Here is a 15,500-nt window from a genome sequence, read left to right as displayed (position 1 = left end):
CTAAGATGGTTTTGCACTGCTACTCACCATTCTACGGTTTCTAATGTGCTGCCTATGTCTATGAGGTTGATCAGATAACATGACTTCTGTAAACACATCATCGTACACTTGATCCTTATATTCTTTTTTCACAACATTAACGTCTCTTGCTGTACTTATTTCTTTCTCATAATCTTTTAACACTATCTCTTTATCAGTAAATTTTATTGATAACGTTTTCATCTTAGGTGTTTTATAGAATTTACTAAGTGTAATACTGCAAAAATCATCTTTAGTAATAGTCGAATCAAAAGCATTAGTTATTATTAGATCATGACCATTACTACGAACAAACGTATTGTTTCCTCCTTTTCTAGGCGTGATAAGCTCAGCATCTTTCTCCACATCTTGACCCGTTACCACAATAATTTCTTTATCCTTTTCAAAGATCAAAGGTAGTGGCTTTAATTCTAATTCAGAACTTATTTTCATAGGCGCACTATCTGAGATAATATGAAGATTTTCATACCAATCCAAACCGTCTTTTAATCTTACTGTTAGCACTTCTAATAAAAAACTTTGTCCCATTTCTGCTTCTAACCTAACTAGCAAATCATTTCCATCTTGAAAAATTCTTGGCAGATTAATATGTATTTTCAAATCATCTTGTATTATTTTTATCACGTTACGTAAATCTAACGTATCTATAGAACTTGCTTGATCAGGATTGTAGATGTTTATTTGTGGCATAGAAAAAATATTATGTTCATATCTTTGCTCACCTGAGGCTATAGTAATTACGTATATGTTTTTACCACCATTTCCAATTAAGTGACTGTTATAGATTGGATTATTGTAAATTACCTCACACTTCCCATAGCCAACAAGTATAGATTCATCACCATCTTGAACAGCGATAGTCATATTGAGTTTATTTGCTATAGCTGGGTAACTTTCTATAATTTCATCAATAGTTTTATTAGTATTCTGTATTGCATACAAGTTTCTTTCCTTACCTACTTTTATTTCAGCACTGTCTTTTAATTGATAGATTATATTGTTCATTATGTTATATGAGATAGATATACTAAAGTTACTATTTGCAACTTTTGAGGAAAAATCGAACTTTATACTATTGTGATCTTTAATATCAATACTCTGAATATCAGCAAGCAAGTAGTCGAATATAAACCTATGGTTATTTTCGAAATTAGCAAGTAATTTAACAGATGCACTACCTTTTTGAAATGGTACAATATAGTTAAAGTTACCTTTGAGTGCTAGATTATTTACTTCAGTGTAATTTCTAACTATTACTTGTATATCATAGACACAGTTATTATCTTTTATTTCCAAATAATCAAGTTGATCTTCCTTACCACCATTACCATCCAAGAATTTAGTTTCACATGCACTAAATATATGATCTGCCTTAGCTTTTCTACCAAGCACTCTTTCTACTGAATTAATTTGAAATCCAGAATAACCATATCTGTTGTACACAATAGTGCCAATATTTGTATTTAAATACACATTCACACTCACAGCTTCTTGAGCAAATCCAGTCAGATCTAAGGTATCAATTCCATCTTCTCCGTACAAGGACCCTTCTATCAGATCTCCCTGTAAAACAAAGATATCATTCTTATTTCCCCCATAATATTCTTTAGACCCATCATTCACTACAAATACGTTCGGACTATCCTTAAATCCCCTGGCATAATCTTCACCTTCTCCTAAATTAATTAGATTATATCCTTCTATCTTGTTATTAGATAAACCAATCGCATTTTCGCATAAATATGACCCATAATTTGGAGCAGGTTCGTCATTTCCCTGCGAGAAACAAAACAATTTTCCACCACTTGGATTATTCGGCCTTGCTCTGCTCCATTTTATATCATTTCTTTTTCTGTCAAGCAGTACTGTACTGTCTAAATCTATCTCAAATTTAGTTGTGCATTCTTCAGTATAAAGTGTAACGTTAATCCTTCTCATGCATAGCTCTCCAAATCCGGCACCACCACACTGCCTTACTTGGTGTGGCACTGTACGACAAGAATTCACAACTGATTTACCAGTAGGGAATACATAGCTTTGAATATCACTATACTCCTTTAAATACTCAAATCCTTGCTTAACTAATTGGTTATAAAGTTGTTTTTCTTCCATTAACTCTTCTATATATTGTTCAGGTTGCATACCTATAAATACACGTAAACCTTCAATAAATTTTTCTTCTCTAGTTAAGTGAATAATTTCATCAGTTTTATCAACTCTCTTTACTGCCATATAAATATCAGTGTAAATAAATACTGCAGTGCCGACTCCTGCTCCAATAGGTCCAGTAATAGATGAAACTCCTTCTAATACTTCAAAACCTTCAGCAACTTCAATCCCAATCTCTGCAGCGTCAACTCCCAGGTAAATGCTATCTCCTACTACGCCAACCAATGCTCCTTCTGTACCATTTTTAAATGCTTTTACCTGATTTACTAAATCATAAATAATAAAGGCAGAAGTACCTCGAGCAAGAAAAGGTGATGCAACTCTTAAAGACCTACCAAGTAATACCTTTTCTTCTGAGAGCAAATTTAATCCTTTACGAGATGCAACTTCAGCAACTTTAGCAAACCCTTGACCACCGGCAATAAAGCCAACATTAATCGCTACACCTTGATAATCTCTGTTTAAAAAGTCAGCTAAAATATTTTTAGCTATCATTCCATGCATAGTTATGCTAGAGATTTTCTTTACTCTATTTAAATGATTCATGACCTTCTGATTACTGGTAAGCCTATTGACCAAATTGCTAAACCTACCCTTAACTTGCACTTTATCTGCTAGCTCAATTAGCTGAGAACGTTTTTCTTCTGGTATATCTTTTATATAGTCAATAAACTTTTTACTATCTATTTTAATTTTACTAAAATCTCTTTTCTCATCTTTTTCTGTATTGAATTCATCTACGTCTTCCCAAGACAGTTCACATTTCCCAATTTTTGCTTCTCTTCTGTTCCTTAATGAACTCGTACTCGGCAAACATTCTTCAACTTTACTCCTTTGATATATTGCAGAAGCCCTTTCTAGTAAATCTTTTGCTCTCTGAACATTACCTAAAGCTCCATCGGCAATAGCTAAATCTTCTAAGGTTATAGCTACTTCAAAATGATTTTCTCCATAATGCTTCTCTAAAATAGGTAAAGCCCTTTCTAGCAACTTTTTTACTCCCTGAGTATCACCTAAACCTCTATAGGCGATACTCAAATTTACTAATATTTTACTTACTTCAACATGATCTCTTTCATGATATTTCTCTAAAATAGATAAAGCTCTTTCTAGCACCTCTTTTGCTTCCTGATTATCACCTAAGGCTATATAATCAGTGCCTAAACTTTCCAGAATCATACCTATTTCAAAATGCTCTTCCCCATAGTGCTTCTCTAAAATAGGTAAAGCTCTCTCTAGCAACTCTTTTGCTCCTTGATAATTATCAAAGTATCTATAGATGGTACTTAAATTTACTAATATTTTAGCTACTTCAACATGATTTTCTCCATAATGCTTCTCTAAAATAGGCAAAGCTCTTTCTAGCAACTCTTCTGCTCTTCCATAATCATCTAAAGCTATATAAGTGATACCTTGATTTGTTTTAGCTATAGCTACCTGAAAATGATCTTCTCCATAATAATTTTCTAAAATAGGTAGTGCCCTTTCTAGTAACTCTTTTGCTGTCTGATAATCACCAAAACCTCTACAAGCAATACTAAGATTTACTAACATTTTAGCTGACTCAAAGTGCTCTTCTTCATAATTGTCACCTAAAATAGAGAATACTCTTTCTATTGACTTTTTCGCTCTTTCATAATCACCTAAAGATCCATAAGCAATACTCAGGTTTATTAGTACTTGAGCTAATGAAGAATGATCCTCCCGATAATGATTCTCTAAAATGGGAAAGGCCCTTTCTAGTAACTCTTTCGCTGTCTGATAATCATCTAAAGCTCGATAGCTGATACTCAGATTTACCAGTGTTCTAACTAATTGAAAACGCTCTTCTTCATAATCTTGCTTTTCAATTTTTAAAGCTCTTTCTAGCAAATCTTTTGCTCTTTGGTAATCACCTAAAACTAGATAACTGTTGCTTAGATTTACTAGTCTTTTAAATACTTCAAAATGATCTTCTCCGTAATGCTTTTCTAAAATAGGCAAAACCCTTTCTAGCAACTCCTTTTCTCTTTTGGGATTACCCAAATTAAAATACCCATCACTCATCCATGTCAACAAATTTTCAAGATAATCCTTTTCTATTTTTTCTTTATCTTGAGGGTTCTTTTTTAACCAACTATCTATACGTGATAAAAATGCCTCTAAGTGCGGTAATAATTCTCGTTTTTTTAAATAGTCTTCTAGTTTATCACTACCATAAGGGAAACTTGCTCTGAGTAGCTCGAAAGTCTCTTTCATAACTTCTTCGCTTTTACCCTCTTCTTCTAACGCTATTTTTGTCACTTCTTGAACTAATTTATGAATACTCAACACACCTTGCTCTTGTTCACCATTAACCATAGAATATTTTATAAGTAAACGAACAGCAGACCTTAATTCCTCTTCATTATTTCCTGTCAAATCTAAAAAGAATTCTCTACTAATATTGTCAGGTGCAAGATAAGACATAACATCAAGAATCCTTAAAGCTAATTTTCCATACTTTTCATTGCTTGCTATCTTATCGGTTGTAATCTTCCAAGCTGTGAAAGTTGTTTTTGCATAGTTATTATCAATTCCTCTAAATCCTTCATAATTAAGCAAATCTTTCGCTTTTTTCTCATATTCCTTTAGGTAATCATCTATATCAAATTTTCTAGTAACTCTTTGATCTTCAATATATGATATTGCTTGCTGTATAGCTAAAGGAAAGTGTTGTAATTTCTCTACCAAAGCTTTTATCTTTTCATTTTGAGATTCATCTTCTATAATCAAGCCCTTTTTTACAAATTCTATCGCTTCTTCTGACTTTAATTCGTTCAGATTAATAACTTCTATCCCCCTTTCCCACTCTCGATTACGAGAAGTAATTAAAATATAAGGTCCATTACCACCCGGTAATGAATCATGAATTGGTAAAAACTTATTCAAATAATTACTTTTCTCGGCATCATCAAAAATAAACAAGCTTTTACTATTACTAAAAAAATTGTAAACTTCTTCTACGATAGATCTTATATCCTTTTCTTTTCCATTTGCATCTTTTGTATCAATTTTTAGCTTATCCTTCGCTAATCGAGTAAATGATTCAACAAGAGCTATCTCACTTTCAGCATTGATCCATATAACGTTGTCATAACAATCTTTACTATATTCTTGAACATATTGTCTAGCTAACTCAGTTTTTCCTATTCCTCCTAAACCGCTAATTGAGGTTATTTGTGATATTACTGTTACTTTTTCTGAATTAAGTTGTATCTTATTATGTAGGTCAATTAACTCTTCCCTTCTTCCAGCAAACAAAATTACTGGCTTTTTCACATTAAACCAAATAGGCTTTCTTACTTGCTCTCTTGCTACAACTGCATCATATATCTTATCAAGCTTTTTATCTATTTTCTCGAAACTTTTTTCACTTTCTTTCCTTCCTTCTACAATAGAATCTGCTATCTTGTGACGTTGCCTACTGGCTTCCTGATATTGACTCATTAATTCATCAAAGACTCCCTTAATCTCATTTTGATTACTTTCTATGTAACCTGATAACTCATTAAAATTCTTACCTATATAATCCTCTAATTCATTGAAGTTTTTTTCAGCTTCCTGTTCCATTTCTCCTTTGAATTTGCTTAGTAACCTCTCTTCGACTAACTTCGGATCTTGCTTATTAATCTCATTCAATAATTCATCTTCCCATTCTTCATTTGTTTTCCCATCTGACTTTAAAACATACCTATACTCTTCTCTGGGAGGATTTTCTTCACTGTATTCTTTCATGAATTTTTTTATTCTATTTTCCAACTCCCACTTCAAAAGAAGACGATAGCCATATTTGCTAGTATCACTCTTTCCGTCTATTCTCCTATAGTATTTATCAGCACGACCATCGCTCTTTATCGTTACTAATCCCGCTTTATCAAATATTTCTGCAGTATTCCATGAATTTTTACTTTCTAAAGTATGTCCTAGCTTAATATGAGGAACACCAGTGTAGGTTTGTTTATATCTTTTTGATTTTCCAAAAATAATACCCTCAGTAATTGAGGAAGCACAAAGCTCTTTTTCAGTATTTTTTCTATAGTAATCAACCACTCTATTCACAGCATCTTCTGCTAATTTTGTCATTGCTCTCCGCCAACTTCCTTCTGCTGTTACTTGTATAAATTGGCTCTCAAAACTTTGAAAGATTTCAATACCAGATTTTACTAACTCTTCCCTGACTTTGATTGGATCCTTTTTAAATATATACAATTGATCTATCAGCTTTTTAAGCTCTGCTCTATTATAACTACTACCAATGCTGGATATTGTTGCTCGAAGAATGTTAATTCCAATAAGAGGAATTACTTTTGATTCCGCTTCTCCTTGTTCTGTTCCACCTTTTCCTATATATATTATCATATTAACAAAATCAGCCCATTTACCTTGCTTTCCTCTTTGATTTTCTAGTCTCTTATAGTACTCTGATAAAGAGCGTTCATAAATAAAAACAAAATCTTCAACAAACTTTCTTAGCTTTTCATGTACTTCCTCCTCCTGTGCAGAAAGTCCTTTTACTTGATCAGAAAATTTTTTTAAATGTTCTTCTAGAGTCCTAATAATCTCTCCCTTATTTTGTTGCTTAGCAATATCTAGTGGAGTTTTACCTTGATTATTTTTAATATTTGGGTCTATACCAGACACATTCAAAAGAAGTTCAACAATGTCTTGATGATTTTTGCTTACAGCAACATGTAGTGGTGTATTACCACCATCATTGAGATCAATATCATTAATATTTTCTACTTGAGTAAGTAACCCTTCAATTTCACTAATCTTATTTAGCTGAGGATTATCCGTTCTATGCTCACGTATCGCAAGAAACAACTTGGCAATATTAATATCATTAGGGTTATATTGACGTCTTATTCTATTTTTAAATTGAAAAGATTTTTCTTCCCTATCTAACTTAACTGCTTGTGAATCTGTCCTGAGATAATCTATTACCTTCACCATAAAGTTAATTACTTATTTTATATTTAAATTTAAGATCATATTAGATTTTATTATATATTAGTAAATGAAATCGATAATACAAGTAACTTTTATAGATATTGTATCTTTAGGCTATTTTATTGTCCCAAGTTTGGGACAATAAAATAACCATTTCCAGCGCTCAAAATCAAGAGACGTGAGAAGTGTTTTTCTTGGAATGTGTTGATCTAGCGCCATTCTGTTAAATGAAGGTACGGATACCTTATCACTTATGCTCCTTCATTTTATTGCATGCACCAGTACCTATTGTCAACTAACTGCTGTGAGTCACTATTTTCCAATTGACTATTAACTTTTTCCTCTAACTTATTACAAATGTCACCTTGCATTCTATGATCAAGATCTTCAAATTGCATTGATGTGTCTGATACGTTATCTTGAAGCAGTTGTATATTCGGCGTATTTTCCTTAGATATTGCACTTGTATTTTCTAATCTTCTTTTCTTAGACTTACCTAAATGTATAGTTGTCTTCTGTTGTTTTCTATGTGATTGCACTTTTAAGTCTGAAGAACAAGGGCCTGAGGACATAATTGATTGCGCTTTAACATTTTGGTCATGAATAGCAATACAATAACGCAAAAGATCTTTGTATTCTAGATTCATAGTAGCCCCTTGCTCTAAAAGGTATTCAATAATATCTAAGCGACCAGCGATAACAGCGTATTGTAGAGGACTAACACCATTTCTATCCTGTAGATTTACATTAGCTCCTTTTTCTACAAAGTATTTAACAATATTTAGGTGACCAGCAATAACAGCATAGTGCAGAACCCCCCTACCACGCTTATCTTGTAGATTTATGCAAGCTCCTCGCTCTAAAAGGCTAGGAATAATATTTAAGAGACTACTGAATTTTAGATTCATATTAGCCCATTTATCTGTAAGGTATTCAATAATATCTGAGCTAGCAGTGACAACATAGTGTAAAAAGCTTATACTGTTTCTACAATATAGATTTACACTATCTTCATATAAAGTATTACCAACAGCAAAATCAATTACTTTGGATTGTGGAAGAAATGATTTTTTCTCTATTTCCTTTTCTAAACATTTTTTTCTTTCACTTTCAGTAGACATTTTTTGTGTAGTACCAAGATGATTTAACCCTATTCTTCTCTCCTGTAACTCTTGCATGTTTTTAAGTTCTTGTGATGCCCCTTTTTTTCCAAGATAGGCATACCCAACAGATAATTGTATAAGATTTTTATAAAAACCTATATGATTGCTTTCATACAACTCACCTGAGCTAATCAAGTTGTTGAACTCCGTTAACACTTCATCTAATAGATTTCTTTTATCTTTCATACTTATCATTTTTTCAATAAAAGGACTTCTAAGTATGAAAGGACTTTGCTTTTGGTATTTTAGAATATCAATTCAACCACTATGGATTAAAATCCAAAGATTGAGAGAGAGCATAGAATGCTAACTTTCGACTTGAAAGTCACCAAATTTATCTTCTTTTTTAGAGTGATTTTCAATATAATTTTTTATCATTTCGTCAGTTACATTTCCGCTAGTCCTGACAAAGTAGCCTACTGCCCACAACCCAGTATCTCTTTTTTAGCTCTGGAAAGTTTTGCTGGATTTTTCTGGAACTTTTTCCTTTTATTAACTGCACTAACTTACTAATACTTAAGTATGGGGGTACAGAAACGTATACGTGTACATGACTTGACGCAACTCTACCTCTGATAATTTCTACTTGATTATTTGCACATACTTCTTGTACAACTTCTTTAGCTTTCTTTCCAATATCTCCAACTAGTACTGGATATCGATATTTTGTTATCCACACTATGTGATATATATACAGAGTGACTGCTTTTTCTATAATATTCCACATTCTTTCAGATTTTTCACCTTAAAATTATATTCTTAAAAGGATGGACTTCAAGTCCAGGGTTTTTCTCCCAAATTTGGGACAATAAAACTATATTTTCTTTGCTTAATAACTTTATCAGTTTTACGTTATTTGTTGTTATTGCGTACTGAAAAACATCTGTAGCATCTGCTCTTTTCTTTAGCAGTAATTTTACTATATTAAAATGTCTATTTATTGCTGCAAGATATATCGCTGATTCTCCTTTATTGTTTAAAATATCTACTTCAACTCCCTCTTCTAAAATCTCTTCTAGGAACTCCTCATATCCTTTTTTTGCAGCTAAATGAAGTAAACTGTTTTTATCTTCTCCATATTTACTACTCATTAAAATTTCCACTATATCTTGTTTATTCCTTTCTCTTGCATAACAAAATGGTGTTTTGCCTTTATCATCTCTAATCAAAGGATCTATATCTTCTCGCGTTAGTAAAACCTCTATTGTTTTAAGTCTTTCAGCATAATGTAATGGTGTTTTATTTTCATAATCTTGTAAGTTATAGCACTTCTCATAATAGTCCAAAAAAGGTAAGATATGGATTTATAGTAGTGATGGTAAGCATGCCAGCAGCATATAGTTATGACTTAAGGAAAAAGGTAATGGAAGCATTGGATGAAGGAGAGAGTGGAGAAACTGTTGCCAAGAGATTTAAGATTGGAAAAACAACTTTATATGAGTGGAAGAAAAGACGTGAGAAAACGGGAGATTTTCAATCAAAAAAGCTTGGAAGCGTGGCATAAAATTACCGACTGGAATGCATTTGCCGAATTTGCAAATGAGCAAGGTGGCAAAACTCAGTCAGAGATGCTGGGGCAATATTAGTAGACAAACAATTCATCGAGCACTTAAAAATATAGGATTCACAAGAAAAAAAAGACCTACGGATATAAAGAAAGAAATGAAGAAAAGCGAGCTCAATTTTCAAAGGTTATAGCAACAAAAGAACCTAAAGAATTAGTGTATATAGATGAGTCTGGCATTGATAACACTGAACCTATGGGTATTGCCAGAAAGGACAGCGGTTTTATGCCCTAAAATCTGGAAAGAAAACTCAACGAATTAGCATGGTTGCAGCCTTAAGTGGAAGAAAAATAATTGCTCCGTTAACCTTTAAAGGCCACTGCAATATGGATATCTTTAATAAATGGTTTGAGCAGTTTCTGACACCGATTTTGGAACCTGGACAAACTGTTATCCTTGATAATGCTACTTTTCATAAGTCTAATAAGATTTGCTAAAGGAGTTGGTGCAGAAATTTTATATCTTCCTCCATATTCTCCAGATTTCAACAAAATTGAGCATTATTGGTTTGCTATAAAAAACAGAGCCAGGAAAAACATTCCTCTATTCGAATCCTTTCGTCGTGCTGTTGATTCTGCCTTCCTATGACCTGTTCGGACTATTATGAGAAATGTTATAACCCCAGCATTAACATGAGTATAAGTGTTGGTAGTGTGTCCAACAGCGAAGCAAGGGTCTCATCAAAATGTAAAGAAGTCTATGAACAAATAGAGGAAGAAATGAAAGCAAGCGAAATTTTGCATATTGATGAAATCAGTCACTACAACAAAGGCAAGTTGGGATGGTGCTGGATGTTTGCCAACAATAACGCAAGTCTTATGAAGTTAGCAGATACAAGAGGAATGAGGTTTTTAAAGAATAGTGCATTTTGTGATTACAAAAATCGTGTAATTACCGACAGATATGCAGTTTACAACTACTTCAGTGATGAAAAACGACAAATTTGTTGGGCTCACTTGTTGAGAAATTTCGAGAGGTTATCTCATAGCTGGAATAGTGAAGTAATGAGACTTGGCAATTGTTTAAAAGATGCAGCTAATGGATTATTTGCATTAAAAAATGCTTTGTCAGAAAATGAAATTAGTATTTCAAAGTTCACTAAGCAATCTAAAGAGTTGCGAAGATTTATGCAGTACTGCATGATAAAAATATCTTATATACTTGAAGCAAAAGGAGCTTCACGAACGGTAAAGGGTATTATAAAATCCGAGCCAATGATGTGGACATTTTTGGATGACCCAAAGAATATTCCATTAACGAATAATCATGTTGAACGACAAATACGGCGTTATGTTGTCTATCGTAAGAATTCATATTTTGCACAGTCAGAGCGAGGGAATAGATTCCTTGAGCGGATAATTTCTCTGTATCTCACTTGGAGACAAAAAAAAGTTAAATCCATTTCAAAACCTTTTATCTATTGTCTCTTAAGCCGCACCTCTGAACGGATACCCGTAATTGGGTTTTAAAGCGATTCTACAACCTCAGGGTACAACTATACCACCAAGACCCAAGTTACTCACATAGGGTAGCTTAAAACTCGATTATGAGGTACTTCTAAATTATCTTTTACCTTAAACTTTCACTTACTAGAAAGAGCCCTGTTCAATTTTATTATGTTTTTTATTCCTTGTAAAATATTTTTTCAAAAAAGTGAACAGTTTTTGTAATTTCGGTGAAACAAGAGCTGGTTTTGGAGGTCTTATTGAAATATAACGACTTTTATCTAAAATTCTTAAGTTGAGTTTTTAGGTAATCTGTATAAATAATTTGTAGATGAAGCTAAAGGAAAAAAGTTTTGCCATAAACATAAGCTACAAAACCCTCTCAATAATTCAAGATGGAGACAAAGATCTAAATTTATTTATTTACGTCTCTAATTTTATCTCGTATAATGGAGACAAAGATTTATATTTTGTGTTTTATGTCTCCATTATTTATTGGTAGAAAAACTGAGTTAAAACAACTACTGGAGCTTACAGAAAAAAATACTGCATCTTTTGTAGTAGTCAAAGGAAGGCGTCGTATAGGAAAAAGTCGTTTAATTCAAGAGTTTGGTAAATACTTCGAGCAATATTACTCCTTTATAGGTTTGCCACCAGAAAAGCATACTACAATGTCCTACCAACTTAATGAATTTTCTAGACAAGTTGCTAGACAATTTAATACATCTTTTGCTAGGTATGATGACTGGAGCGATTTACTATGGGCAGTTGGTGAACGTCTACTATCAGGAAAAACATTATTGCTGTTTGATGAAATTTCTTGGATGGGCTCAAAAGATCCAACCTTTTTAGGCAAAATAAAAAATTTTTGGGATACGCAGCTAAAAAATAATAACAAGTTAATTTTCGTTGTTTGTGGATCAGCTTCATCCTGGATCGAGAAAAATATACTTAGCAGCACTGGTTTCGTAGGGAGAATATCGTTAACTTTAACACTCGGAGAATTATCACTTTCTGATTGCAATGAATTTTGGCCGAAAAATATTTCAGCATATGAAAAATTTAAGGTGCTTGCAGTAACTGGCGGAATTCCAAAGTATTTAGAGGAGGTAAATTTTAAACATAGCGCTGAAGAAAATATTAAAAGGCTTTGTTTTACAAAAGGTGGGTTTTTAGTTGAAGAATTTAATCAAATATTCTCAGATTTATTCATGCGAAAAACGGCTTTTTATAAGCAAATAGTCAGAGCTCTTTCTACTGGAGCTAAAGAACAAGAAGAAATTTGTGCTACTTTAAATATCGTAAGACATGGACGCATTTCTGAGTATCTATATGAACTTGAGCTTGCTGGTTTTATTGCAAAGGATCATACTTGGAGTATAAAAACTGGTACTGATTCACGACTCAGGAGGTACAGACTTCAAGATAATTATTTAAGGTTTTATCTAAAATATATCGAAAAAGATCTAGGAAAAATTAGTCGTGACACCTATTCTATAGGGTTCTTACCAGAGTGGTATACAATTATTGGGCTTCAATTTGAAAATTTGGTGCTGAACAATAGAAAGAGTATACATAATATCTTAGGAATTGATAGAATAATAAGCGAGAATCCATTTTTTCAGAAAAGAACACGTAATAGTGCAGGTTGTCAAATTGATTATATGATTCAAACGAAGTTTAACACTCTCTACATTTGCGAAATCAAATTTTCAAAAGATAAAATTGGTCATTCAATAATACAAGAGGTACAAAAGAAAATAGATGCACTAAATCGTCCAAAAGGCTTTTCATGTCGTCCAGTCCTTATCCACGTTAATGATGTAAGTGATGATGTTATAGATAGTGGTTACTTTTCACACATAATTGATTTTGGAAAATTATTAAATTGTAAGTCATGGTTTTTCTGACTTTAAAATAGTGTCTTTTTAGTTTTTATGTTTATTCTTAACTTATAGAGGTTGCTTATGACTGATACTTTAACTTTAAAAGAGGGAGATATTGAAACTACTGCTTTTGATAATAGCAATTTTACTAGAGTATTACACGATGGAGAATGGTGGTACGTAATAACAGAAGTAATAGCTTTTCTGACAGGTAGTAAGAACCCATCTGACTATCTAAAAAAGATAAAAAGCAGAGATATAGGGCTTTCTGAAGGATGGGGACAATTTGTCACCCCCCTTGAAATTAAAACAAAAGGTGGTAAACAGAATGTTAATTGTACAAATGTTGAGGGGTTGTTTCGTATTTTGCAGTCTATTCCTTCCAAAAGAGTTGAACAATTTAAACGTTGGCTTGCAAAAGTCGGGTATGAAAGGCTACAAGAATATGAAAATCCTGAGCTTGCACTCAAACGAATCTATGCCGATTATGCTGCAAAAGGGTACCCTCAGGAATGGATACAAAAGAGAATAGAATCGATAGCTGTCAGAAATCAACTAACAAAAGAATGGGGTAACAGAAATATATCTGACCACAATAATAAGTATATTGAAGGTAGGGAATACGCAATATTGACAGACGTAATTTCTGAGGGAACGTTTGGAGTAAAAACAAAGCATCATAAGGAAATAAAAGGCTTGAGGAAACAACCACTAAGAGACCATATGACACCAATTGAATTAATTTTTAACATGCTAGGAGAACAGGCTACCATTGATGAAATAAAAGATAAAGATGCACAGGGCTATAATAAAAATTTAGAAGCGGCAAAGGAAGGAGGTAAGAACGCAGGCACAGCAAGAGAGGCATTTGAAAAAGCTAGAGGTGTGAAAGTCGTTTCTTCAGATAACTTTTTAAAGAGGATTAAAGATTAAAGTTCTCACTGGGAATGTTCAAAAAAGTGTGTCAAATCGAAAAAAAGTAATAAATTGATATAAAAAAATGGAGGTTTGAAAATGAGTCAGAAAATAGTAAACAGAACTAACGGATTGGTAGATTATAAAGAGTTGGAAACAAATATCCTGTCGTCTATACGAGAAGGAAGACCGTTGACAGGAAAGGAGGGAGCATTAACGCCATTTATAAAAAGGCTGCTTGAAGCTAGTCTAGAGGGTGAAATAGAACATCATTTATCTGCTGGAAGTGAAGAAAACAATCGTAGAAACGGGAGGAATGGCAAGACTTTGAAGACAAGCGCAGGTTCATTTGAACTATTGACACCAAGAGACAGAGAAGGAAGTTTTGAACCACAAATAGTGAAAAAAAGGCAAACAAGCTTACATCCAGAGCTTGAAACGAAGATTTTGAGCACATTTGCCAGTGGTATGAGCTATAGAGATATAGCGTCACACGTTGAGGAAATTTATGACCACAAAATATCTGCAGCAGAAATATCCAATATCACCGACAAATTACTGCCGTTAATCAATGAATGGCGCAGTCGTCCACTGCAATCTGTATATCCAATAGTATTCATGGATGGCATGTTTTTCAAAGTCAAGGAGGACGGGCATTGCGTAAGTAAATGCATGTATAATATATTAGGCATAGATCAAAATGGCAGAAAAGAAGTACTAGGCTTTTATTTAGCCGAAAGTGAAGTTCTGGTTAGGAGTGTTAAATGACCTAAAAGAGAGAGGGGTAGAGGATATTCTGATTGCATGTGTTGATGGTCTAAAAAGTTTTCCTGCGGCTATAAATAGTGTATTTCCCAAAGCAGAAGTACAAATATGTATAGTGCATCAGATAAGAAATTCATTGAAATATGTATCCAGCAAAGATGTGAAAATTTTCATGAATGATTTGAAAAAAATATATCGTGCTTCAAGTAAAGAAATCGCTGAAAATTATTTGCTTGAGCTGGAAGAAAAATGGGGTGAAAAATATCCTTTGGTCATAAAATCGTGGCAAAACAATTGGGAAAATTTGTCTGGTTATTTTAAGTATTCTGGCCCTGTTAGAAGGCTAATTTATACCACCAATCCAATTGAGGGGTTGCATAGATGAATCAGGAAATTCATTAAAACCAAGGGCTCATTTACCAGTACAAATGCCTTGTATAAGTTGGTATATTGTGCTATAAAAAAAGTGGAGCAAAAGTGGATTATGGCTCTCCCTAATTGGGCTTTAACTATGTCTCAACTTGACATCTTCTTTCCCAACAGATTGAAAATTGAGTTGAACTAAAAATGCGGCTTGACACA

Annotated in this window: 4 protein-coding genes and 5 pseudogenes; 5 read left to right on the top strand and 4 right to left on the bottom strand. The window is 33.1% G+C overall.

Annotated elements, in window-relative coordinates:
• The 4 genes and pseudogenes from AAHF52_RS01305 to AAHF52_RS01290 all read right to left on the bottom strand — a co-directional run.
• Positions 1–7,182, bottom strand: coding sequence for a tetratricopeptide repeat protein (locus AAHF52_RS01305; RefSeq protein WP_342068438.1), 7,182 nt, complete (start codon positions 7,180–7,182; stop codon positions 1–3).
• A 263-nt stretch (positions 7,183–7,445) separates the two neighbouring features.
• Complete coding sequence (locus tag AAHF52_RS01300; protein WP_264336142.1) at positions 7,446–8,528, bottom strand: ankyrin repeat domain-containing protein; 1,083 nt, start codon at positions 8,526–8,528, stop codon at positions 7,446–7,448.
• A 120-nt stretch (positions 8,529–8,648) separates the two neighbouring features.
• A pseudogene (tnpA, locus tag AAHF52_RS01295) lies at positions 8,649–9,067 on the bottom strand (IS200/IS605 family transposase).
• An 81-nt stretch (positions 9,068–9,148) separates the two neighbouring features.
• Positions 9,149–9,604, bottom strand: a pseudogene (locus AAHF52_RS01290) (ankyrin repeat domain-containing protein); the annotation flags it as partial.
• Positions 9,605–9,666: 62 nt separating this feature from the next.
• On the opposite strand from AAHF52_RS01290, the pseudogene AAHF52_RS01285 reads away from it, so the two are divergent.
• From AAHF52_RS01285 to AAHF52_RS01265, 5 genes and pseudogenes are all read left to right on the top strand, one after another.
• Positions 9,667–10,495 (top strand): annotated as a pseudogene (locus tag AAHF52_RS01285) (IS630 family transposase).
• Positions 10,496–10,536: 41 nt separating this feature from the next.
• Positions 10,537–11,338 (top strand): annotated as a pseudogene (gene tnpC, locus AAHF52_RS01280) (IS66 family transposase); the annotation flags it as partial.
• A gap of 493 nt (positions 11,339–11,831) precedes the next feature.
• Positions 11,832–13,262, top strand: coding sequence for an AAA family ATPase (locus AAHF52_RS01275; protein ID WP_052264913.1), 1,431 nt, complete (start codon positions 11,832–11,834; stop codon positions 13,260–13,262).
• 57 nt (positions 13,263–13,319) lie between these two features.
• Positions 13,320–14,171 (top strand): Bro-N domain-containing protein, encoded by an 852-nt coding sequence (locus tag AAHF52_RS01270; protein ID WP_007302946.1) that lies wholly within the window; start codon positions 13,320–13,322, stop codon positions 14,169–14,171.
• Positions 14,172–14,252: 81 nt separating this feature from the next.
• Positions 14,253–15,483 (top strand): annotated as a pseudogene (locus tag AAHF52_RS01265) (IS256 family transposase).
• Positions 15,484–15,500: the final 17 nt, after the last annotated feature.

Origin of the sequence: Wolbachia endosymbiont (group B) of Melanargia galathea, from assembly GCF_964030625.1 — a bacterium.
GTDB lineage: Bacteria > Pseudomonadota > Alphaproteobacteria > Rickettsiales > Anaplasmataceae > Wolbachia.
Note: the sequence above shows the minus strand (reverse complement) of the source record. Positions and strands in the feature narration are given on the sequence as shown.